This window comes from Pseudomonas sp. GL-RE-29, assembly GCF_019947275.1.
Lineage (GTDB): Bacteria > Pseudomonadota > Gammaproteobacteria > Pseudomonadales > Pseudomonadaceae > Aquipseudomonas > Aquipseudomonas fluorescens_A.
In genome coordinates this window covers 61011-83729 of sequence record NZ_JAGYGD010000029.1, presented here as the reverse complement: position 1 = coordinate 83729, position 22719 = coordinate 61011, and the positions used below count along the sequence as shown (strand labels likewise).

General features: G+C 60.9%; 15 protein-coding genes and 1 pseudogene. 5 read left to right on the top strand and 11 right to left on the bottom strand.

Annotated elements, in window-relative coordinates:
• From KGB21_RS29665 to KGB21_RS21845, 4 genes and pseudogenes are all read right to left on the bottom strand, one after another.
• Positions 1 to 578 (bottom strand): methyl-accepting chemotaxis protein (locus KGB21_RS29665; RefSeq protein WP_411741407.1); only part of this gene is annotated, 578 nt, incomplete at its 3' end.
• 312 nt (positions 579 to 890) lie between these two features.
• A pseudogene (locus KGB21_RS29660) lies at positions 891 to 1067 on the bottom strand (HAMP domain-containing protein); the annotation flags it as partial.
• Between the two features lie 987 nt (positions 1068 to 2054).
• Positions 2055 to 3428, bottom strand: a complete 1374-nt coding sequence (locus tag KGB21_RS21850) for a PLP-dependent aminotransferase family protein (RefSeq protein WP_223506686.1) — start codon at positions 3426 to 3428, stop codon at positions 2055 to 2057.
• Positions 3429 to 3686: 258 nt separating this feature from the next.
• Positions 3687 to 4448: an SDR family oxidoreductase gene (locus KGB21_RS21845; RefSeq protein ID WP_223506685.1), complete on the bottom strand. Its 762-nt coding sequence runs from the start codon at positions 4446 to 4448 to the stop codon at positions 3687 to 3689.
• A gap of 236 nt (positions 4449 to 4684) precedes the next feature.
• Between KGB21_RS21845 and KGB21_RS21840 the strand changes: the two genes are divergently transcribed.
• The gene (locus KGB21_RS21840) at positions 4685 to 5689 is read left to right on the top strand and encodes an NADP-dependent oxidoreductase (RefSeq protein ID WP_034149990.1); all 1005 of its coding nucleotides are present in this window, start codon (positions 4685 to 4687) and stop codon (positions 5687 to 5689) included.
• A gap of 102 nt (positions 5690 to 5791) precedes the next feature.
• Here the strand turns inward: KGB21_RS21840 and pyrF are convergent, their stop codons facing one another.
• Positions 5792 to 6490 carry an orotidine-5'-phosphate decarboxylase gene (pyrF, locus tag KGB21_RS21835; protein WP_172668695.1) on the bottom strand — a complete coding sequence of 233 codons (699 nt, stop codon included), beginning with the start codon at positions 6488 to 6490 and terminating at the stop codon, positions 5792 to 5794.
• A 293-nt stretch (positions 6491 to 6783) separates the two neighbouring features.
• Here pyrF and KGB21_RS21830 point away from each other — a divergent pair, with 293 nt between their 5' ends.
• From KGB21_RS21830 to xopAW, 3 genes are all read left to right on the top strand, one after another.
• Positions 6784 to 7542 (top strand): response regulator, encoded by a 759-nt coding sequence (locus tag KGB21_RS21830; RefSeq protein ID WP_034149992.1) that lies wholly within the window; start codon positions 6784 to 6786, stop codon positions 7540 to 7542.
• Positions 7542 to 8591 (top strand): sensor histidine kinase, encoded by a 1050-nt coding sequence (locus KGB21_RS21825; RefSeq protein ID WP_223506684.1) that lies wholly within the window; start codon positions 7542 to 7544, stop codon positions 8589 to 8591. The genes KGB21_RS21830 and KGB21_RS21825 overlap by 1 nt, the downstream gene beginning before the upstream one ends.
• A 186-nt stretch (positions 8592 to 8777) precedes the next feature.
• Positions 8778 to 9623 carry an EF-hand domain-containing protein gene (xopAW, locus tag KGB21_RS21820; protein ID WP_223506683.1) on the top strand — a complete coding sequence of 282 codons (846 nt, stop codon included), beginning with the start codon at positions 8778 to 8780 and terminating at the stop codon, positions 9621 to 9623.
• A gap of 130 nt (positions 9624 to 9753) precedes the next feature.
• Here the strand turns inward: xopAW and KGB21_RS21815 are convergent, their stop codons facing one another.
• From KGB21_RS21815 to aceK, 3 genes are all read right to left on the bottom strand, one after another.
• Entirely contained in the window at positions 9754 to 10875 is a 1122-nt protein-coding gene (locus tag KGB21_RS21815; protein WP_223506682.1) for a beta-ketoacyl-ACP synthase III, read from the bottom strand.
• 340 nt (positions 10876 to 11215) lie between these two features.
• Positions 11216 to 15127: an ATP-dependent RNA helicase HrpA gene (gene hrpA, locus KGB21_RS21810; RefSeq protein ID WP_223506681.1), complete on the bottom strand. Its 3912-nt coding sequence runs from the start codon at positions 15125 to 15127 to the stop codon at positions 11216 to 11218.
• Positions 15128 to 15433: 306 nt separating this feature from the next.
• A complete protein-coding gene (gene aceK / locus KGB21_RS21805) occupies positions 15434 to 17152 on the bottom strand; it encodes a bifunctional isocitrate dehydrogenase kinase/phosphatase (protein ID WP_034149997.1) in 1719 nt (572 codons plus the stop codon).
• A 157-nt stretch (positions 17153 to 17309) separates the two neighbouring features.
• On the opposite strand from aceK, the gene KGB21_RS21800 reads away from it, so the two are divergent.
• The gene (locus KGB21_RS21800; RefSeq protein ID WP_223506680.1) at positions 17310 to 18218 is read left to right on the top strand and encodes a DMT family transporter; all 909 of its coding nucleotides are present in this window, start codon (positions 17310 to 17312) and stop codon (positions 18216 to 18218) included.
• Positions 18219 to 18348: 130 nt separating this feature from the next.
• Here the strand turns inward: KGB21_RS21800 and KGB21_RS21795 are convergent, their stop codons facing one another.
• The 3 genes from KGB21_RS21795 to KGB21_RS21785 form a co-directional block, all read right to left on the bottom strand.
• Complete coding sequence (locus KGB21_RS21795; RefSeq protein WP_223506679.1) at positions 18349 to 19929, bottom strand: aldehyde dehydrogenase (NADP(+)); 1581 nt, start codon at positions 19927 to 19929, stop codon at positions 18349 to 18351.
• A gap of 136 nt (positions 19930 to 20065) precedes the next feature.
• On the bottom strand, positions 20066 to 21061 hold the full coding sequence (araD1, locus tag KGB21_RS21790) for an AraD1 family protein (RefSeq protein ID WP_034150000.1): 996 nt from the start codon (positions 21059 to 21061) through the stop codon (positions 20066 to 20068).
• Positions 21062 to 21113: 52 nt separating this feature from the next.
• On the bottom strand, positions 21114 to 22289 hold the full coding sequence (locus KGB21_RS21785; RefSeq protein ID WP_034150001.1) for an L-rhamnonate dehydratase: 1176 nt from the start codon (positions 22287 to 22289) through the stop codon (positions 21114 to 21116).
• Positions 22290 to 22719 lie beyond the last annotated feature (430 nt).

Here is a 22719-nt window from a genome sequence, read left to right as displayed (position 1 = left end):
ACCATCCCCTTCAACTCAACCCCCAACTGCGCCAACTTGATACTCGACGCCGCGTTCCCCTGCATCGCCAACGAAGATTGATCTGCGCTGGCACGAATGCTCGTGACGCTGCGATTGATCTCCTCGGCCACCGAACTCTGTTCCTCGGCAGCGGCAGCAATCTGCTGGTTCATCTGCTGGATCAACGACACCGCCGCCGCAATGCTTCCCAGCGCACTCTCGGTCTGTAGCGCATCGCTGACCGCCAGTTTCACCAGTTCGCCACTGCTCTGAATCTGCTGCACTGACGCGTGCGCCGCCGAGCGCAAGGCGCTGACCAATCGCTCGATTTCTTCGGTCGATTGCTGGGTCCGCTTGGCCAGTGCACGCACCTCATCGGCCACCACCGCAAAGCCCCTGCCCTGCTCGCCGGCCCGCGCCGCCTCAATGGCGGCGTTGAGCGCCAGCAAGTTGGTCTGCTCGGCCACGCTCTTGATCACGTTGAGCACCGAACCGATGTTCTGGATCTCCGCGCTCAGGCTTTCGATACTCGAACTGGCCGAGTTGGCTGAATCCGCCAGTTGTTCGATCCGCGCCATGCTCTGGCGAACCACGTGCTGGCCACTTTCAACCTTGCCATCCGCTGTTTGCGCGGCCTGGGCGGCTTCCTCTGCATTACGTGCGACGTCATGCACCGTGGCGGTCATCTGGTTCATGGCCGTGGCGACCTGTTCGGTTTCTTCCTTTTGGCTGCTGACTTCGAGGTTGGTCTGTTCCGTCACCGCCGACAGCGATTGCGCAGAAGTGGCCAGTTGTTCGATGCCCGCCTGCAAACCGCTGACGATATGGCTCAAACCCGCGCCCATCTGTTGCATGGCCTGCATCAATTGGCCGATCTCGTCACGACGCGTCACTTCAACCGTCGCGCTCAAATCTCCCGAGGCGATTTGCTGCGCCACACGGATCACGCTGCGCAACGGCCCCACGATCAAGCGGGTGATCACCCACGCCGCAATCAGCCCGACCAACAAGGCCAGTGCGGAAGAACCGATGATCAGCAATGAGTTCTTTTTCAGCTCCGCTTGCATTGAATGATCTTCGGCGACATAGGCCTGATCTACCCGCTCCACCACTTGGGCAGCACGTTGATGCAGTTGCTGATAGACGGTTTTTTCCTGTTCCAGCAAGCCGGTGTACTCGGCAAGCTTGTCGCTGAAACTGGCGATGTGACCGGTCACCTCATTAAGGACCGTCTGATACCCCTCGTCCTTGACCGTGGTTTTCAGTTGCTCTGCCTGAGTCAGCGCCTGACTGGCCTGTTCGATCTTGCCCTGCCCGGCGCTGTCATCGCCCTTGCGGCTCTGGTCCAGGCGTACGCGCGCTTCATTCATGGCTTGCAGCATCAGCCGGGATACCTGGCTGACCTGACTGGCCTGTTCGATGAATTGCGCACCGTCCTTGCCTTCAGAATCCTTCAAGGTATAAGCGCCGTCATCGGCGAGCCCGGCCTGCAGCACATCGAGATTATTGGCGACGCTGGACACCGACCAACTGGCCATTTCCAGCGCCAGGTCCTTGGCCTGACTGAGCGAGACGAACTCGTCAAACGCCTTGCGATAAGCGCCAAGGGACTGCTCGACGTCATTCATCACCGGTACGTTGGCCGCCGACTGCGCCTTGAGCTGGTTCGCCAGGGCAATCAGGCCGTCAACGCCTTCGTGCAGGGCGTCGACGGTTTCCGGATTGGCGTGCAAGGCATATTCCTGCTCCAGCAGTCGCACTTTCAGCAAACCACTGTTGAGCGACGACATCTGCTTGAGCCCGTCGAAACGCTGGCTGATGGTTTGCAGGGACCAGACACCGATGGCCGCCACCAGGGCGGTCAATAACAGCACCAGCACAAACCCGATACCCAGTTTTTTCGCCATACCGAGGTTGGCAAAACGTCCTTGCACGGCCGAAATCATTGCACTTAGTCCCCTGCCATAATCAATAGCCGCAGATTCGCAACGGGTCTGTAGCAACACAAGTCTCTGGCGTCGGAATAATGGCAAAAAGCTACGCTGGCGTCGCTTTCAGGACGCTTGAGGTCGATCCTGAGCGGTGGCCTGGAAAAATGCTCGGGCGCGGGGATCGCAAGCACAGGCCACATTGATGCGCTGCCATCCACAGGCCTCGCCATTGGGACTGAAGGCTGTCTTTGATGACAGCGAAATGCCAAATTGCCGCGCGTATGACCGCACCTGGCCGTCATCGAATGTGCGTGATCGCGCCCAAATGAACAGACCTCCCGCCGGCTTGCCGAAAACCTCCCATTCGGCGTCTTCGAGCAGCTGCAACGTCGCCAACCTGTCGCTATTCAAGCGTTGCCGCTGACGCTGCACCAACTTGCGGTAGGCACCGCTAGCCAACAGGCAGGCCAGCACCGATTCGCAAAATCGAGAGGCGCCGAGGCTACTGATCATTTTGACTTCGGCCAATCGTGCAATGACCTCGGCACCTGCCGCGACGAAGCCGACACGCAAGGAACTGCTGAGTGTCTTGGAGTAACTGCCGACGTAAATCACGCTGTTATCCAAGGCGGCGAGACGCTTGCCGGGACCGCTGTGCAGGTCTGCATAGACGTCGTCCTCGATGACCTGCACTCCGTATGTTTTCGCCAACTGAAGCAGCCGCTGTGCCACGACCGGTGTCAGGCAGCAACCCGTCGGGTTGTGATGGAAACTGTTGATGAACAATCCGCGAGGCCGGTGTTCTTGCAATAGCGCCTCAAGCGCGGCGATGTCCGGCCCGCGCGGAGTGCGCGCCACTTCATGCATACGGACACCGTGCAGTCTGAGTAACTCGAACAGCATCGGATAACCGGGGCTTTCCACCACCACGCAATCACCCGGTTTAAGCAGCGTGCGCACGATCAAGTCCAACGCCTGACTGGCCCCCGCGGTGGTCAGGATTCGGTCCTCTTCGATGCACATATCCAGCTGTCTGAGGCGTCTCGCAATTTGCTGGCGCAACGCCGGCAATCCCAGCGGCGTGCTGTAATTGAACAGGCCAGCCATGTCGGTGCGACTCACCTGACGAATCGCGTACGCCAGATCATCCGTCTCACGCCAGCTCTCGGGGAGTCCACCACTGCCCAGTTGTAGCTCGCACAGCATCGAATGCTGCGTGATGTCTGTGCCTTCGTCCTGTGGCCCCAGCGCGAACCCAGTCGAGGCAGCGACGACAAAACCTGCACCATGCCGCGACTCCAGCAGCCCTTGTGCCACCAGACGCTCACACGCCTCGACGACACTCGACTGACTGAGCAGATTGATTCGCGCGATTTGCCGCACCGAAGGCAAACGCGCTCCCGGCACCACATCGTTACAACGCAGCCAACAGCTCAGCGCGTCGACGATTTGCTGTACGACCGGCACCAAAGCCTGTCGATCGATTCTCAAATCCATGAGCAAGCAAACTCCTGTTTGTTTTGCGGGAAACAGTTAATCACAGGAGTGCTTGCCAAGATGTACGCCAACGCCGCCAAAGCCGTTGGTTCTAACCATTTGAAACACATTGCCCGGTGTATTCACGGAAACAAAAAACCTGTGGGAGTGAGCCTGCCCGCGATGGCGGCGTATCAGACAACATTGATGTCGACTGACACTCCCTCATCGCGAGCAGGCTCGCTCCTACAGGTTTGGTGTGGGCTATGGAGGAGTATTTCAGAACGCCGTCACGCCACCATCCACCGCCAACGAATGCCCCGTGGTGAATGCCGCGCCGTCGCTGCACAGGTACAACACCGCGCTGGCGATCTCCTCAACCTTGCCGATGCGGCCGACCGGGTGCATGGCATTGGCGAATTCGCCTTTCTTCGGGTCGGCCTCATAGGCGCGGCGGAACATGTCGGTGTCGATCACCGCCGGGCAAACCGCATTGACCCGGATCTTTTTCTTCGCGTATTCGATGGCCGCCGATTTGGTCAAGCCGATCACCGCGTGTTTCGAGGCTGCGTAGATACTCATCTTCGGCGCTGCGCCAAGTCCAGCCACTGACGCGGTGTTGACGATTGCGCCACCACCCTGGGCCAGCAGCAACGGCAATTGATACTTCATGCACAGCCACACGCCTTTGACGTTAACGCCCATGATCGCGTCAAACTCATCGAGCGTGCCGTCGGCCAGTTTGCCTTTCTCAATCTCGATACCAGCATTGTTGAAGGCATAGTCGAGGCGGCCGTAGGTATTCACCACCTCATCCATCAGATTTTTTACTTCGCTTTCCACCGTGACGTTGCAGCGCACGAAGGTCGCTTCGCCGCCCGCGGTACGAATCAGCGCCACGGTGCCCTCGCCGCCCGCCGTGTCCATGTCGGCCACAACCACTTTCAAGCCTTCGGCGGCGAACGCCTGGGCCGTCGCCCGGCCAATACCATTGGCGGCGCCCGTCACTACGGCGACCTGGCCGGAAAACGTCATGCTCATTGTTATGTCCTCGAAGAGAGTGGATGCGGGGATCGCGTGTTCGCAGTCTAGCCACAGCGTCCCGTGGCACGGCAGCACTATCAAAAGGCCGGTTGGGCGCCCATGAGTTGCAGTGATGGAACTGCCGTGCCAACTATCACTGCACTGGATCAACCTGCATTCGCCGCATCAGCCAAACTTGCGGCATCGCCGATGAAAGGCTATCAACAAGGCTTCATTCATCTTGAGTGCCTGTCATGACTAATCAGACCAATCGCCAATTCCTGCTCGCCAAACGTCCTGTGGGCGCAGCAACCCGCGAGACATTCACCTATCAGGAAGTACCGGTTGGCGAGCCGGCGGCGGGTCAGATTCTGGTCAAGAACGAATACCTGTCCCTGGACCCGGCCATGCGTGGCTGGATGAACGAGGGCAAGTCCTACATCCCGCCGGTCGGCCTTGGCGAGGTGATGCGCGCGCTGGGTGTAGGCAAAGTCGTGGCTTCGAACAATCCGGGTTTTGCGGTCGGGGACTACGTCAACGGCGCGCTGGGGGTGCAGGACTACTTCCTCGGTGAGCCCCGCGGGTTCTACAAAGTCGATCCGAATCTGGCACCGCTGCCGCGTTATCTGTCGGCACTGGGCATGACCGGCATGACCGCGTACTTTGCCCTGCTCGACGTCGGTGCACCGAAAGCCGGCGATACCGTGGTGCTGTCGGGCGCGGCCGGCGCTGTGGGCAGCATTGCCGGGCAAATCGCCAAGATCAAGGGTTGCCGGGTGGTCGGCATCGCCGGTGGTGCGGACAAGTGCAAGTTCCTGATTGATGAACTGGGCTTCGACGGCGTCATCGACTACAAGAACGAAGACGTCATCGCCGGCCTCAAGCGCGAATGCCCGAAAGGCGTGGATGTGTATTTCGATAACGTCGGCGGCGATATTCTCGACGCGGTACTGAGCCGCTTGAACATGAAGGCGCGGGTAGTGATCTGCGGCGCCATCAGCCAGTACAACAACAAGGAAGCGGTCAAAGGCCCGGCCAACTACCTGTCGTTGCTGGTCAACCGTGCGCGCATGGAAGGCTTCGTGGTAATGGATTACGCCGCCCAATTCGCTGCCGCCGGGCAGGAAATGGCCGGCTGGATGGCCAAGGGTCAGCTCAAGAGCAAGGAAGACATCGTCGAAGGACTGGAGACGTTCCCGGAGACGCTGATGAAATTGTTCAGCGGGGAGAATTTCGGCAAGTTGGTGTTGAAGGTTTAACCCCAACCTGTAGGAGCCGGCGTGCTGGCGATGGCCTCACCGCGGTGGTTCAGGTGAACCGTGGTGAGGCTATCGCCAGCAAGCCGGCTCCTACAAATTATCTCAGGCCAGTTCGGCGACTACGGAAGCCAACGCCTTCGCCGGATCGGCCGCCTGGCTGATCGGACGGCCAATCACAAGGTAATCAGAACCGGCATCCAGCGCCTGACGCGGGGTCAGGATGCGGCGCTGATCGTCCTGGGCGCTGCCCGCCGGGCGAATCCCCGGGGTGACCAATTGCAGCGACGGGTGCGCCGATTTCAGGGCCTGGGCTTCCAGAGCCGAGCACACCAGACCGTCCATCCCGGCTTTTTCCGCCAGTGCGGCCAGACGCAGCACCTGCTCCTGCGGCTCGATGTCCAGACCAATGCCTGCCAGGTCCTCACGCTCCATGCTGGTCAGCACGGTCACGCCGATCAGCAATGGTTGCGGACCGCTGCGCTTGTCCAGCACTTCACGGCACGCCGCCATCATGCGCAGGCCACCGGAACAGTGCACGTTGACCATCCACACGCCCATCTCTGCAGCCGCCTTTACGGCCATCGCGGTGGTGTTCGGGATATCGTGGAACTTGAGGTCCAGGAACACTTCGAAGCCCTTGTCACGCAGGGTGCCAACGATTTCCGAGGCGCAGCTGGTGAACAGTTCTTTACCGACTTTGACCCGGCACAGCTTCGGGTCCAACTGATCGGCCAGCTTCAGTGCGGCGTCACGGGTGGGGAAATCCAGGGCGACGATGATAGGAGTCTGGCAGGCGGACATGAGTGGGCTCTCAGGCAAGTCGAAATCGGCGCGCATTGTAGCGGAACCAGCGCGGCTGCGGGACCCGATGATCGGTAAATCGTCGAGAATGCCCAGGCAAGACTAGCCGCTGGCGCAATTGTGTCGAGTTCGGTACATACCCGACACGCCCACAACACCCTTTACCGCTACCCTCGGCAGCCGCTACACGTCCTTACAGCACTTCCCGCCTCCGGGCCGGACGCCTATGCTGAAGCCACAACCTCGCAGCCTATCTTTGTGGTTGGCAGCCTACCTGGCAGATGAACGCACGCATGCACAACACCCTCGCTCCTGTGAACGACGATCAAAAAGCGCCCGGCGACGACAAGCGCTGGAGCATTCGCGCCCTGATCGTCGACGATGACGTCCCGATCCGTGAACTGATGATCGATTACCTGGCCCGCTTCAACATTCACGCCAGCGGCGTCACCGATGGCGCCGCCATGCGCCTGGCCCTGCAAGCCGAGCATTTCGATGTGGTGGTGCTCGACCTGATGCTGCCCGGCGAAGACGGGTTGTCGCTGTGCCGTTGGCTGCGCGCCGAGTCGGACATCCCGATCCTGATGCTCACCGCCCGTTGCGAACCCACCGACCGGATCATCGGCCTGGAACTGGGTGCCGACGACTACATGGCCAAGCCATTCGAGCCACGTGAACTGGTCGCGCGCATCCAGACCATCCTGCGCCGGGTGCGCGACGATCGCAGTGAACAGCGGGCGAACATCCGTTTCGACAACTGGCGCCTGAACAGCGTGCTGCGCCAGTTGATTGCCGCCGATGGCCTGGTGGTGCCGCTGTCCAACGCCGAGTTCCGCCTGTTGTGGGTGTTCATCGAACGTCCACGCCGGGTGCTGAGTCGCGAACAGTTGCTGGATGCCGCTCGCGGTCGTTCGATCGAAGCCTTTGATCGCAGCATCGACCTGCTGGTCTCGCGCCTGCGGCAAAAACTGGGCGATGACCCGAAAGCGCCGCAGTTGATCAAGACCGTGCGCGGTGAAGGTTACCTGTTCGACGCCCGAGACATCGGCTGATGCGCGGGCGCTTCGATACGCTGTTCGGCCGCCTGTTTGGCGTGTTGTTGGTGGCGATTATCCTGGCGCACCTGCTGGCCTTTGCCTGGTTTCACTATTACGGCCCGCCACCGCCACCACCGCCGCCGGAGTTTTCCGAAAACTTCGACGGAAAACGCCCGACAACCGATCCACGCTTCGAAAACCGCCCGCCACGACCATGGTTTGGCGGGCCGATGGTGCCGCTGACCTTTCAATTGATCTCGCTGATCATTGCTGCCTGGTACGGGGCCAAACTGCTGAGCCGGCCGATCCAGCGCCTGAGTGACGCCGCTGAACGCCTGAGCGAGAACCTCGACAGTCCACCGCTGGAAGAGTCCGGTCCACGGGAGGCGCGGCAAGCGGCGCACACCTTCAACAAGATGCAACGCCGGATCATCGAGCAAGTGCAGCAGCGCTCGCGGATGCTCGGCGCGGTGTCCCATGACCTGCGCACGCCGCTGTCGCGGCTCAAGTTGCGGCTGGAGCAGATCGAAGACGACAAGTTGCAAGGCCAGATGCGTCAGGATCTGGACGACATGATCAGCATGCTCGACGCCACCCTCACCTACCTGCACGAGCAGCGCACCAGCGAGCAACCGCAGTTGATGGACGTGCAGGCGCTGGTTGAATCCTTGAGCGAAAACGCCCAGGACCAGGGTGCCGACGTCCAGGCCAGCGGTCATTGCGCGCCGCTGCAAGTACAGCCGATGGCGTTGCGATCCTGCGTCAACAACTTGCTGGATAACGCTCTGCGCTATGCCGGGCAGGCGCTGATTACCATTGAAGACCATCGCGAGCAGTTGATTATTCGAGTGATCGACCATGGCCCGGGGATTGCGGAGGAACAGCGTGAAGCGGTGTTTGAACCGTTCTTTCGCCTGGAGGGTTCGCGCAATCGCAACTCCGGTGGCGTCGGTTTGGGCATGACCATCGCCCGCGAGGCGGCAGAGCGAATGGACGGACAATTGAGCCTGGAAGAAACCCCGGGGGGCGGGTTGACGGCGGTTATTCGCCTGCCGCGCTCCTGACGTAAAAAGATCGCAGCCTGCGGCAGCTCCTACATGGAAATGCGATCCCCTGTAGGAGCTGCCGCAGGCTGCGATCTTTTTTCTGTGTACCGAACGGTACAAACCCCACATACCCACGACAACTTGCCCCTTGAGGCTGCATAAGCCGGTGCACCCACCGGTTTTCCATTCCAAGGAGTGAGCCCAATGATTGGTAGCGTCAGCAACTACACGAGCTATACCGGCACCAGTAGCACCTCAACCAGCAGCGCCCGCTCGCAACAGTTCCAAAAAGAGCTGCTCGCCAAACTGGATACCAACACCGATGGTTCGGTGGATCAGGATGAACTCAAGAGTGCGTTGTCGCAGAAGAGCGATGACGGCCTGCTGGTCAGCCTGAGCAAGAACTTCGCCGACCTGGACAGCGACGACAGTGGCGACCTGAGCAGCGAAGAGATGGCTGCGATGGCTCCCCCGCCACCGCCGCCACGGGACGAGGCGCCGGACACCGAACTGGCTGACGCATTGATCAGTGCCCTGGACGCCGATGGCGACGGCGCCATCAGCAGCGATGAGCTGAGCAGCGGCCTGACCAGTGCTGGCAGCAGCGCCGACACCAGTGAAGTCTTCTCGGCACTGGACAAGAATGAAGACGGCACCATCAGCAAGGACGAACTCGCCGCCAGCCTTGCGCCCCCACCGCCTCCGCCACAGCAGGCGTCCAGCGACGAACTGTTCAGCAGCTTCGACGCCGACAGTGACGGCAGCGTCAGCGCCACCGAACTGACCAGCGCATTACAGTCGGGCGATTCATCGACCAGCACCGACACCAGCGCGGCCTTGCTCAAGGTACTCGATAGCGACAGCAGCGGCGGTGTCAGCAGCGATGAACTCAAAGCTGCCCTGCAAGCCGGGCGGGAGCAAAACATCGACAGCGCCACCGCTCAGTCAACCACCAGCGAAGCCCTGAAGAAAATGATCGCCAACCTGAGCAAGCAGTATTCGCTCGACAACGTGGCGAGCGTGGGCAAGTACTTGAACGAAGCGACCTGAAGTTCCACCTGAAACAAATGTGGGAGCTAGCCTGCTGGCGATAGCGGTGGGTCAACCAACATTAATGTTGAATGACACACCGCTATCGCCAGCAGGCTAGCTCCCACAGGTTTTCGGCTGGGCCGCTAACTCAGCGCTTGCGCAGAATCACGCTACCAATCGAGTAACCGGCGCCGAACGAGCTGAGCACCGCCAACGAACCGGCGGGCAGATCGTCCTGATTCTTGTGAAAGGCAATCACGGAACCGGCGGAGCTGGTGTTGGCGTAGGTGTCGAGAATCACCGGTGCTTCCTGTTCGGTGGCGTCGCGACCCAGCAGTTTCTTGACGATCAGGTGGTTCATGCTGAGGTTGGCCTGGTGCAGCCAGAAGCGCTTCACGTCGCTGACGTTGAGCTGGTTCTCTTCCAGGTGCGTCGCGACCAGTTCGGCCACCATCGGGCACACATCGCGGAATACCTTGCGGCCTTCCTGGACGAACAGTTTGTCCTTGGCACCGATGCCCTCTTCCGCCGCGCGGTTGAGGAAGCCAAAGTTGTTACGGATGTTGTTGGAGAACTTGGTCAGCAGCTTGGTGCTGACGATGTCGAACTGGTACTGGGACGTCGCCAGGTCGGCACGTTCGATGATCACCGCAGTCGCGGCGTCGCCGAAGATGAAGTGGCTGTCACGGTCGCGGAAGTTCAGGTGACCGGTGCAGACTTCCGGGTTGACCATCAAAATCGCCCGGGCCTGGCCCAGCTGGATGCTGTTGGCAGCGGTCTGGATGCCGAAAGTCGCCGAAGAACACGCCACGTTCATGTCGAAACCGAAGCCCTGGATGCCCAGCGCTTCCTGAACTTCGATGGCAATGGCCGGATAGGCGCGTTGCAGGTTGGAGCAGGCGACGATCACGCCGTCGATATCCGCAGCGGTCTTGCCGGCGCGTTGCAGGGCTTGCTCAGCCGCGCCGATCGCCATCTGGCACAACACCGACCATTCGTCGTTCGAACGCTCCGGCAGGCGTGGCGCCATGCGTTGCGGGTCGAGGATGCCATCCTTGTCCATGACAAAACGGCTCTTGATGCCAGAGGCTTTTTCGATGAACGCTGCGCTGGACTCGGTCAACGCTTCGACTTCACCGCGTGCGATGGCGTCGGCGTTATCGGCGTTGAATTGCGCCACATACGTATTGAAAGACTGCACCAGCTCTTCGTTGGAGATGCTGTTGGCCGGGGTGTACAGGCCGGTGCCGCTGATGACGACGTTATGCATGGTCGTGTCTCTAATCTGTTCAGGCAGAAAGCATTGGCACCGACGTACCAATACACAAAGGGTTCGTTCCCGTGACGGGAAAGCCAACCTGGCATCGCTTTATTCCGTACCGCCCGAACCCTGAGAGGCTCAAAACCGCGGGGCCGGCGTTTATAGGCGCGAAGTTTGCCATAAACGCGAGATTTTGGCCCCTTATTGCTGGGTGAAACACCGCTCACCCTGTAGGAGCTGCCGCAGGCTGCGATCTTTTGATTTTAAAAACAAAGATCAAAAGATCGCAGCCTCCGGCAGCTCCCACAGTAAATCCCAGTGGGTCATGGGAGTCGCGAAGGAGTCGGGATCACGGCTCGACCTGGGTCCACTGCTTGTTCAGACGCTTGTCGGAGATCGGCACTTTGGTGCCCAACTGCTGGGCGAACAGCGACACCCGGTATTCCTCCAGCCACCAGCGATACAGCTCCAGTTGCGGATCGCGTTTGCCTTCCTGGGCGTGCTTGTTGGCGCGGGTCTGGTATTGCGTCCACAGGCCAGACAGTTCGCCGGCCCAGACCCGATCCCGCTGCACCTGAGCGCCAATTTTCTCGAAACGCTGCTCGACCGCTTTCAGATAACGCGGCAACTCCTTGAGCCATTGCATCGGCGTTTCCCGGACAAACCCCGGGTACACCAGATGACTGAGCTGCTGCTTGATGTCGTTCAAGGCCACGGCTTGCGCCAGGTCGATCTTGCCCTTGAAGCGTTTCTGCAAACCGTGCCAGAGCTTGAGGATGTCCAAAGTCAGCTTCGCCAGACGCTCGGCGTGCTCGGTCCAGGCGCCGCGCTTGCGTTCGGCCAGGGACGCCAATGCGGCGCCATCGCGGGGCAAAGGGTCTTCGCCGTCGAGGATGCAGCTGTCGAGGCTGGCCAGCAGAATGTCTTCCACCAGCGCATCGACGCGCCCGAGGTCGCGATACAGCAGGCCGAGTTCGGTCAAGCCCGGCAACTTGCCGCGCAGGAACTTCGCCGGTTCCGCCAGTTGCTGCATCAACAAACGCTGCAAGGCGCGGCGATGCTGGAATTCGGCTTCGGCCGGGGTCGAGAAGCGCCCTTCCTTGACCGTACCCGCCTCTTCCACCAGCGCCGGATACACCGTCATCGACAGCCCGGCGATCTTCTGCTGGGTTTTCTCGGCCACGGCGGCAAACACTTTCGGCTCAACTGGTTGCTGACTTTTCGCGGTTTGCGGCACGGCCAACGCAGCTTGGCTCGCTTCGGCAAAACGCGCGGTCAACTCGGCCAGATCGCGACCTTCACCGAGGAACTTGCCCTGGGCGTCGACGATTTCCAGGTTCATCCGCAGATGGCTTTCAACCTGCTGCGCGGCTTCGGCCCAGGCTTCGTCGCTGACGCGGGCGCCGGTCATGCGCAGCAACTCGCGACCCAGCGCTTGGGGTAACGAGCCCTCGGCGAAGGTCATGCGCTGCAATGCGGCTCTGACGAAGTCCGGTACCGGCACGAAATTCTTGCGCAGAGCCTTGGGCAGGTTACGCACCAGGGCAATGCACTTGGCTTCAATGACACCCGGCACCAGCCATTCCAGACGCTCCGGCGGCAGCATCGGCAACAGCGGTGCCGGCACGCGCAACGTCACGCCATCACGCGGATGGTTCGGTTCGAAGTGGTAGCTCAGGGCCAATTCCAGATCGCCGATGTGCAGGGTGTCCGGATAATGCTGGGCGGTGACTTCACTGGCCTCACGGGCCAGCACGTCTTCCTCGCGCATGATCAGCAGCTGCGGGTCTTTCTGACTGTTGATCCGATACCAGCTGTCAAAAGTCGCCGTTTGGTGAATCTCTGCCGGCAGGCGTGCATCGTAGAAGGCGTACAGGGTTTCTTCGTCGGCCAAAATGTCGCGACGGCGGGCCTTGGCTTCCAGTTCGTCGAGCTGTTCCAGCAATTGCTTGTTGGCGGTCAGGCACTTGGCCTTGGACTGAATCTCGCCGCGCACCAGCGCTTCGCGAATGAACAACTCGCGAGACACCACCGGATCGACCGGGCCGTAATGCACCGGCCGGCGCCCGACCACGATCAAGCCGAACAGGGTGATCTGCTCGAAGGCCACGACCTGGCCACGCTTCTTTTCCCAATGCGGTTCGAAGTGGTTTTTCTTGATCAGGTGCCCGGCCAGCGGTTCGATCCAGTCGGCATCGATCTTCGCCACCATCCGTGCGTAAAGCTTGGTGGTTTCCACCAGTTCGGCGGTCATCAGCCATTGCGGGCGCTTCTTGCCGATGCCCGACGACGGATGAATCCAGAAGCGCCGCTGACGGGCGCCAAGGTAGTCGCCATCTTCGGTTTTCTGGCCGATCTGACTCAGCAAGCCGACGAGCACCGCTTTGTGCAGCTTCGGATAATCCGCCGGTTCTTTGTTGAGGCTCAGCTGCATGTCGCGGCAGATCAGGCTCAATTGACGATGGGAATCGCGCCACTCGCGCAGGCGCAGGTAATTCAGGAAATTCTTGCGGCACCAATTACGCAGTGGACTGGCGGTCAATGCCTGACGCTGCTCTTCGAAACCGCGCCACAGATTGACCAGCCCGGCGAAGTCCGAGTCGATGTCTTTCCACTGGGCATGCGCCTGATCCGCCGCTTGCTGACGCTCCGGTGGACGCTCGCGTGGGTCCTGAATCGACATGGCGCTGGCGACGATCAGCACTTCCTGCAAGCTGCCAAGCTTGGCCGCTTCCAGCAACATGCGGCCCATGCGCGGGTCCACCGGCAGCCGCGCCAATTGGCGACCGAGCGGGGTCAGCTGACTGTTGCGGTCCACCGCCGAAAGTTCTTGCAGCAGGTTGTAGCCGTCGCTGATGGCCTTGCCATCCGGCGGCTCGATAAACGGGAACGCGGTGACCTCACCGAGGCGCAGATGCAGCATCTGCAAAATAACTGCCGCGAGGTTGGTCCGCAGGATCTCCGGATCAGTAAATTCCGGCCGTCCAAGGAAATCTTCTTCGCTGTACAGGCGCACGCAGATACCCGGCTCGACCCGACCGCATCGGCCTTTACGCTGGTTGGCGCTGGCCTGGGAAATCGCTTCGATGGGCAGGCGCTGGACCTTGGCGCGGTAGCTGTAGCGGCTGATGCGTGCGGTGCCGCTGTCGATCACGTAGCGAATGCCCGGCACGGTCAGCGAGGTTTCCGCGACGTTGGTCGCCAGCACCACTCGACGGCCAGGGTGCGACTGGAAAATCCGCTGTTGCTCGGCCGGCGACAGGCGCGCGTACAACGGCAGGATTTCGGTGTGTTTGAGCTGGGCCTTGCGCAGCATGTCGGCAGCGTCGCGAATCTCGCGCTCGCCCGGCAGGAACACCAGCACGTCACCGGGACTGCGGCGCTCACTGCGCTCAAACGCGGCGATTTCGTCGAGGGTGGCGAGGATCGCCTGATCCACGGTCAAGTCATCTTCGACGCGGTTGCCCTCTTCGTCCTGCTCCAGGGTCAGCGGGCGATACCAGGTGTCCACCGGGAAGGTGCGACCGGAGACTTCGACAATTGGCGCATCGTCGAAGTGCTTGGAGAAACGCTCCAGGTCGATGGTCGCCGAGGTGATGATGACTTTCAGGTCCGGACGGCGCGGCAGCAAGGTTTTCAAGTAGCCGAGCAGGAAGTCGATGTTGAGGCTGCGTTCGTGGGCTTCGTCGACGATGATCGTGTCGTAGCGTTCCAGGTAGCGGTCGTTCTGGGTTTCCGCCAGCAGGATGCCGTCGGTCATCAGTTTGATCAGGGTGTTGGAATCGCTTTGATCCTCAAACCGCACCTGATAGCCAACCAGCGCGCCCAATGGCGTGCCGAGCTCTTCGGCGACCCGGGCGGCGACGCTGCGCGCAGCGATTCGGCGCGGTTGGGTATGGCCGATCAAACCGTGCTGACCGCGACCGATTTCCAGGCAGATCTTCGGCAACTGGGTGGTTTTACCCGAGCCGGTTTCACCGGCGATGATCAGCACCTGATGCTTGAGCAGTGCCTCTTTGATTTCGTCGCGCTTGGCGGCGATTGGCAGGCTGTCGTCGTAACGAATCACCGGCAGGCTGGCCTTGCGCGCCAATACCTGATCACAGGACGCCTGCATGCGCGTCACCCATTGGGCCAGCTTGGCCTCGTCAGGTTTCTTGCGCAGCTCAAGCAACTGCCGCCGCAGCCGGTGGCGGTCGGCGAGCATGGCGTGATCAAGGTTTTTCAGCAGTTTGTCGATGGAGGGCGATTCGTCGGTCATCGGGTACGCAATTCAGTCGTCTAGTGGCGCAGGGGGGCGATTGTCGCAGATTTGGCTCACTCGCGACGAATGCAACCTGCTTTTGTGGCGAGGGAGCTTGCTCCCGCTCGGTTGCGAAGCAGCCGCAATACGGTCACCGCGAATTACCTGAAACTGCGCGGTGGATTGTTTTGGGGTCGCTTCGCAACCCAGCGGGAGCAAGCTCCCTCGCCACAGGGTGTTCACTCTAAGAGCCCCGGCTTGCCGGCGATGGCGTCCGTGAGACCGCTATCGCCAGCAAGCCGGCTCCTACAGGGGGTTGTTGCGTTATTCGTTATCCAGGCCTTTGCGGCGATACGGGAACACGTCGATTACTTTGCCGGCGCGAATCGCGTCCTGAAGGCTTTTCCAGTAGTCGGCGTTGTACAGCTCGCCATGCAACTGCTCGAACAACTTGCGCTGCCCTGAGTCGGCAAACAGGAACGGCGGAAACTCTTCAGGAAACACATCCAGCGGCCCGATCGAATACCACGGTTCCGACGCCATCTCGTCTTCCGGCGTACGCGGCTCCGGGATGTGGCGAAAGTTGGCCTCGGTAAGAAAGCAGATCTCGTCGTAGTCGTAGAACACCACCCGACCGTGACGGGTCACGCCGAAGTTCTTCAGCAGCATGTCGCCGGGAAAAATGTTGGCCGCCGCCAGTTGCTTGATCGCGAGGCCATAGTCTTCCAGCGCTTCGCGGACCTGCGCCTCGTTGGCGTTTTCCAGGTACAGGTTCAGCGGCGTCATGCGGCGCTCGGTCCAGCAGTGGCGGATCAGCACGGTGTCGCCTTCTACCGACACCGTGGACTGCGCGACTTCCAGCAGTTCTTCCAGGCACGCCGGGTCGAACTTGCTCAGCGGGAAACGGAAGTCGGCGAACTCCTGGGTATCGGCCATGCGCCCGACGCGGTCGACGCTTTTCACCAAGCGATACTTCTCGATCACCGTGGCGCGGTCGACGTTTTTCGACGGCGAGAAACGGTCCTTGATGATTTTGAATACGGTGTTGAACCCCGGCAGGGTGAACACGCTCATGACCATGCCGCGCACGCCGGGGGCCATGATGAACTGGTCGTCGGTGTTGGCCAGGTGATTGATCAGCGCCCGGTAGAACTCGGACTTGCCGTGTTTGTAGAAACCAATCGAGGTGTACAGCTCGGCGATGTGCTTGCCCGGCAGGATGCGCTTGAGGAAGCCGATGAACTCCGCCGGCACCGGCACATCCACCATGAAATACGAACGGGTGAACGAGAAGATGATCGACACGTCCGCCTCGTCGGTGATCAGCGCATCAATCTGGATGCCATGGCCTTCGCGATGCAGCAGCGGAATCGCCAGCGGCCATTGTTCATCGGCGGTGTAGATGCGCCCCACCAGATACGCGCCTTTGTTGCGGTAGAGCACCGAGGAAAACAGTTCGACGCTCAGCTCCGGGTCCTTGCACACCCAGTCCGGCAGGTTCTCACGCAGTTGCGCTTCGAGGCGGCGCAGGTCGCCGGGCAGGTCGGCGAATTCCTCGCTGAAACGGTAATCGGCAAAAATGCTCGCCAGCATGCTGGACAACTGGCCCTGCGGTTTATACGTGCGGGTTTGCGCGGCGCGGGCCCGGCGCAGGCTCGGCCGGGTGGTGTGGATGAACATGCAGCCGTCGCTGATCAGGTCATGGCTGAACAGCCCGCAGAAAATCGAGTTGTACCAGGTCTCGGACAGTTCATCGTCGAAGCGCAGGTCGATCAGGCTGATGTAGGCGTTTTTCACCAGCGGCCAGCAACTGACGTCCAGCGTGTCGGCGTCAAACGCGGTGCGCAGTCGCTCCACGGTTTCGCTGACTTTTTCTTCGTAGAGGTTGATCCGCGCCGCCGACGCCGATTGCGTCTCCTGCCACAAAGCCTTCTCGAAACGGGCCCGGGCACCGTCGGTGATCTGGCGGAAATGCTCGCGGTAATCGTCAAAGCCATCGAGGATCAAGCGGGCGATGTCGGCGGCTGGCCATTGCTGCGGCATGGTGAGTCCTCTGCGGGAATTCGTGAGCCCTGAGCTTAGCCAGTGAAGCGGGTGCAGGAGAAGTGTAATTTTCGAGCTGAATTAATTGCTCGGTTTTCGGTTGCCATCGATCAGGGGCTCGGCAACACTCTCGCCCTCATCAAGGAAGGAACACGCTGTGAACCCCGTCGATTTATTCCGTTTACTGTCACTGGCGGCCATTTGGGGTGCGAGTTTCCTGTTCATGCGCATTATTGCGCCGGTGATTGGCAGCATTCCTACCGCTTTTTTCCGGGTATCGATCGCCGCTGCCGGACTGCTGGTGATTCTGGGGCTGATGCGCATCAGCTGGGATTTCAAGGGCAAACTCAAAACCGTGATGCTGCTCGGGGTAATCAACTCCGGGATTCCGGCGACGCTCTATTCGGTGGCCGCTCAGGTGCTGCCCGCCGGTTATTCGTCGATTTTCAATGCCACCACCCCCTTGATGGGCGTGCTGATCGGCGGCCTGTTTTTCCATGAACGGCTCACCGGCGCCAAGCTCGGCGGCGTGTTCCTCGGGCTGTTTGGGGTGGGCGTGCTGACCCGTGCCGGTCCGGTGGCGTTCGATATGGAGCTGCTGATGGGCGCCGGCGCCTGCCTGCTCGCGACCACTTGCTACGGATTTGCGGGATTTCTGGCCCGCCGCTGGCTCGATCAGGCCGGTGGTCTCGACAGCCGTTTGTCGGCACTGGGCAGCATGCTCGGCGCGACATTGTTCTTGCTGCCGCTGTTCGGCTACAGCGTGATCAGCCAGCCACCGGCGAGCTGGGGCGGCTGGAGTGTCTGGCTATCGTTGCTGGGGTTGGGTCTGGGCTGCACGGCGTTTGCGTACATCATTTACTTCCGCCTCCTGAGCTCGGTTGGCCCGGTGAAATCGATGACCACGACCTTCCTGATCCCGCTGTTCGGTGTGTTGTGGGGGGCGCTGTTTCTGGATGAGCCGCTGTCGATGGCGCATATCTATGGTGGCGTGCTGATTGCCGTGGCGTTGTGGCTGGTGTTGAAGCCGGCGTTGGTGAAGGTGGCTGAGGTAGTGGCCAAATAGATGTGTGGTGCTGTTGATGACGCCATCGCTGGCAAGCCAGCTCCCACAGGGATTGGCGTCGGACACTGTTTCCGTGCACCACGCCAAACCTGTGGGAGCTGGCTTGCCAGCGATAGCGATCACCCAGACACTACAAAGCTGACTGACTCACCTCCCCATCCACCAACCGCCGTATGCCCAGCGGATTGGCATCCTGTAACGCCTCGGGCAGCAAGGCATCCGGATAATTCTGGAAGCACACCGGCCGCAGGAACCGATCAATAGCCAGCGTGCCCACCGATGTACCGCGGGAATCGGACGTCGCCGGGTATGGCCCGCCATGCACCATCGCCTCGCACACCTCGACTCCGGTCGGATAGCCGTTGAGCAGAATCCGCCCGACCTTTTCCTGCAGCACCTCCGCCAGCCAACGGTACTCCAGCAACTCGTCAGGCTCGCCAATCAGCGTCGCCGTCAGTTGCCCACGAAGGCCATGCAGCGCCGCCGCGAGCTGCGCTCGATCCTCGACTTCGATGACGATGGTGGTCGGCCCGAACACTTCTTCCTGAAGCAATTCATCGCCCTTGAGCAGCAGGCTGACATCGGCCTGGAACACCTGCGGTTGCGCCTGATTGCCCTGCTGCGGTTTACCCGCCAGATGCGTCAGCCCCGGATGTTCATGCAACTCGCCAAGGCCTCGGCTGTAACTGGCGAGCGCGCCGGCATTGAGCATGGTTTGCGGCGGTTGCTGGTTCATGCTGACGCAGAAGGTTTCCAGAAACAGGCTGAACTGCGGCGAACGCAGGCCGATGACCAGGCCCGGATTGGTGCAGAACTGACCACAGCCCAGCGTCACCGAGCCGGCCAGTTGCGCGGCGATCTGCTCGCCGCGCACTGCCAGCGCTTCCGGCAACAGGAACACCGGGTTGATGCTCGACATCTCGGCGAACACCGGAATCGGCTGCGGCCGGGTCGCGGCCATGTGGCTCAAGGCATTGCCGCCCTTGAGCGAACCGGTGAAGCCCACAGCCTGGATCGCCGGATGCTTGACCAGCCACTCACCGACGCCACCGCCATAAATCATGTTGAACACCCCGGCCGGCATTTCCGTGCGTTCGGCGGCGCGGATGATCGCGTCGGCCACCCACTCGGCGGTTGCCATATGGCCGCTGTGGGCCTTGAACACCACCGGGCAACCGGCGGCCAATGCCGAAGCGGTATCACCGCCCGCAGTGGAAAACGCCAACGGGAAATTGCTGGCGCCGAACACCGCGACTGGCCCCAACGCAATGCGGTACTGACGCAGGTCCGGGCGTGGCAATGGCTGGCGGTCCGGCAACGCGCGGTCGATGCGCGCACCGTAGAAATCACCGCGACGCAGGACCTTGGCGAACAGCCGCAACTGGCCGCTGGTGCGACCGCGTTCACCCTGGATACGCCCGGCCGGCAACGCGGTTTCACGGCAAACGGTGGCAACGAAGTCATCGCCAAGAGCGTCGATTTCATCGGCGATGGCGTCGAGGAATTTTGCGCGTTTTTCCGCGCTCAGGTTGCGGTAGACCGGGTACGCCGCAGCGGCGGCTTTGGCGGCGGCATCCACTTCACTTTCAGATGCCTGGAAAAATGTGCCGGGCAAGGGCTCGCCGGTGGTCGCATCGAGGCTTTGCAACTGCAAGGTGCCGTTGGCGCTGCGGCGGCCGCCGATGTAGTTGTGTCCGAGAAGAATGGTCATGCGAATTCCTTGATCAATGGCAGACCCTGTAGGAGCCGGCTTGCTGGCGATGGCGTCCACAAGGAAGGCACAAGGCTGGAAGGCCAATCGCTGGCAAGCCAGCTCCCACAGGTACGTCGACAATCCCGATTCGGGGTCAGAGGGCGCGCACGTGACCGATTGGCAACGGCTGGGCACTTTCGCCAATGCCATTGACCAGTGGCGCACCGAACTCATCGAGGCTGATCTGGAAACGATCCCCCGGCTGGGTTTTCACGCCATCGGCAAACGACAGCGTGGCGGTGCCGAAGTAATGCACGTGGACATCGCCGGGGCGCAAAAACTGTGCGTACTTGAAGTGGTGGAATTCGAGGTTGGCGAGGCTGTGGCACATGTTGTCTTCGCCGCTGAGAAATTCCTTCTCCCAGATCGTTTCGCCGTTGCGTTTGATGCGGCTGGTGCCGACCAGGTGCTTGGGCAACTCGCCGACGCGAAGTTCCGGACCGTATGAGCAGTAGCGCAGTTTCGAATGCGCCAGGTAGAGGTAATTGCGGCGTTCCATGACATGGTCGGAGAACTCGTTGCCCAGTGCATAACCGACCCGATACGGCTGGCCGTCGTCGCCAATCACATAGAGCCCGGTCAGCTCCGGTTCTTCACCGGCATCTTCGGCAAACGGCGGCACCGGGAAATCCGCGCCCGGACGCACGACGATGCTGCCGTCGCCCTTGTAGAACCACTCCGGTTGCGCACCGACCTGCCCCGCTGCTGGCTTGCCGCCCTCCAGTCCCCATTTGAAAATGCGCATGGTGTCGGTCATGCCGGTTTCGGCTGCGCCTTCCTGCTGGTGCATTTTGTCCCGCGCCGAGGCGCTGCCCAGATGGGTCAGGCCGGTGCCGCTGATCAGGCAATGGGCCGGGTCTTCGTGGTCCAGCGGTGGCAGGACTTTGCCCAGCTGCAACAGCTGCGCGTAATCCGGGCCCGGCTCGATGCCGCGCGAAGCGACTTCTTCTTGCAGGCTGCGTTTGCCGCGGATCGCCGCGAGGGCCAGTTCACGGGTGGTGCGGGTGCGCTGGAGCACTTGGACCTGTGCCCCGTCGACGAGCCCGACCTGGCGTTCACCGGCAGTGTTTTCGAATTGAATCAGGCGCATGTCGGCCTCCGGAAAGTCATGGACGGCGCCGCAGATTTGCGGCGCCTCAAGGTCACTCGATGATGTTGAAGTCACTCAAGTATTCATCGGAGATTTCCAGGCCCAGGCCCGGCTTGTTGTCGTCGAGCTGGATGTAGCCGTTGACCGGTTGCGGCTCGCCCTTGAACACGTAGTAGAAGAGTTCGTTGCCGACTTCGACGTCGAACACCGGGAAGAACTCGGCCATCGGCGAGGCGGTGGTGGACATGGTCAGGTGATAGTTGTGCATCTGCCCGGCGTGGGGGATCACCGGCACCGACCAGGCCTCGGCCATGGCGTTGATTTTGCGCGCTGCGGTGATGCCGCCGACGCGGTTGGTGTCGTACTGGATCACGTCGATGGCGCGGCGTTCCAGCAGATCCTTGAAGCCGTAGGAAGTGAATTCGTGCTCGCCGCCGGAGATCGGCATGATCCCCATTTTCTTCAGCTCGATGTAGCCCTCGATGTCGTCGGCGATCACCGGCTCTTCGAGCCAGCGGGGTTCGAATTCGGCCAGTTTCGGCAACATGCGACGGGCGTATTCCAGGGTCCAGCCCATGTAGCATTCGAGCATGATGTCGACGTCAGGGCCGGCCAAATTACGCAGGGCACGCACTTGTTCGATGTTCTTGCGCATGCCGGCCGGGCCGTCTTTCGGGCCGTAGCCGAAACGCATTTTCAGCGCGGTGAAGCCTTGGTTCAGATAGCCCTGGGCTTCTTCGAGGAACAGGTCGAGGTTGTCGTTGGCGTAGAGTTTGGAGGCGTAGGTCCAGATCTTTTCCTTGGTGCGACCGCCAAGCAGTTTGAAGACGGGCTTGTTCACCGCTTTGCCCATGATGTCCCAGATCGCAATGTCGATCGCCGAGATCGCCGCCATGCCGATGCCTTTACGGCCCCAGGCGTGGCTCTGGCGGTACATTTTCTGCCAGATGTATTCGTTGTCGAACGGGTCTTCGCCAATGGCGATCGGCGCCAGGTAGGTGTCGATGATTTCCTTGGCGACACGGGGTGCCAGGGCGCAGTTACCGATGCCGACGAGGCCAGTGTCGGTCTCGACTTCCACCACCAGCCAGCCGTGGAAACGGAACGAGCCCATGGCGTCGCCGCGTTCGAAGAGGATGTCGCTGGCGTTGGTGCAGAAGTGCGCTTGAGGTGGAACGACTTTGCCTTTCCACTCGAATACGCGGGTACGGATCGCTTTGATTTTCATGAATACAGTTTCCTTGCGCTGCCGGCTTCTTGTCATTGTTGTGTCGCTGCGCGGAGCCGCTCGGGTGACCGGTTCCAGGCATTCGATGGAGCGACTTTAGCCAGCGCCAAGGGGCTGCGGATAATCACTTGTTCGTATCCGGCGATAACCTGGGGTGATACCAAAAACTTGATAATGCCTAGATCGGGTTATCAGCCATTCAACAAAACTGTAGGAGCCGACTTGCTGGCGATTGCAGGGGAATTGCATTGATCAAAAATTCGGAGACACCACCAATCACTGTGGGAGCTGGCTTGCCAGCGATAGCAACCTGGCAGTCACTTCAAGGGTGTCTGCCAGACCGCATCGCCAGCAAGCCGGCTCCTACAGGGGAATTGGATTGATCAAAAATTCGGAGACACCACCAATCACTGTGGGAGCTGGCTTGCCA

Bases quoted from the DNA above. Each gene is read 5' to 3' on its own strand.
- KGB21_RS21850 (WP_223506686.1), bottom strand. From the start codon at position 3,428: ATGGATTTGAGAATCGATCGACAGGCTTTGGTGCCGGTCGTACAGCAA.
- KGB21_RS21795 (WP_223506679.1), bottom strand. From the start codon at position 19,929: ATGACCATTCTTCTCGGACACAACTACATCGGCGGCCGCCGCAGCGCC.
- xopAW (WP_223506683.1), top strand. From the start codon at position 8,778: ATGATTGGTAGCGTCAGCAACTACACGAGCTATACCGGCACCAGTAGC.
- araD1 (WP_034150000.1), bottom strand. From the start codon at position 21,061: ATGCGCCTGATTCAATTCGAAAACACTGCCGGTGAACGCCAGGTCGGG.
- aceK (WP_034149997.1), bottom strand. From the start codon at position 17,152: ATGCCGCAGCAATGGCCAGCCGCCGACATCGCCCGCTTGATCCTCGAT.
- KGB21_RS21785 (WP_034150001.1), bottom strand. From the start codon at position 22,289: ATGAAAATCAAAGCGATCCGTACCCGCGTATTCGAGTGGAAAGGCAAA.
- KGB21_RS21830 (WP_034149992.1), top strand. From the start codon at position 6,784: ATGCACAACACCCTCGCTCCTGTGAACGACGATCAAAAAGCGCCCGGC.
- KGB21_RS21845 (WP_223506685.1), bottom strand. From the start codon at position 4,448: ATGAGCATGACGTTTTCCGGCCAGGTCGCCGTAGTGACGGGCGCCGCC.
- pyrF (WP_172668695.1), bottom strand. From the start codon at position 6,490: ATGTCCGCCTGCCAGACTCCTATCATCGTCGCCCTGGATTTCCCCACC.
- KGB21_RS21840 (WP_034149990.1), top strand. From the start codon at position 4,685: ATGACTAATCAGACCAATCGCCAATTCCTGCTCGCCAAACGTCCTGTG.
- KGB21_RS21825 (WP_223506684.1), top strand. From the start codon at position 7,542: ATGCGCGGGCGCTTCGATACGCTGTTCGGCCGCCTGTTTGGCGTGTTG.
- KGB21_RS21815 (WP_223506682.1), bottom strand. From the start codon at position 10,875: ATGCATAACGTCGTCATCAGCGGCACCGGCCTGTACACCCCGGCCAAC.
- hrpA (WP_223506681.1), bottom strand. From the start codon at position 15,127: ATGACCGACGAATCGCCCTCCATCGACAAACTGCTGAAAAACCTTGAT.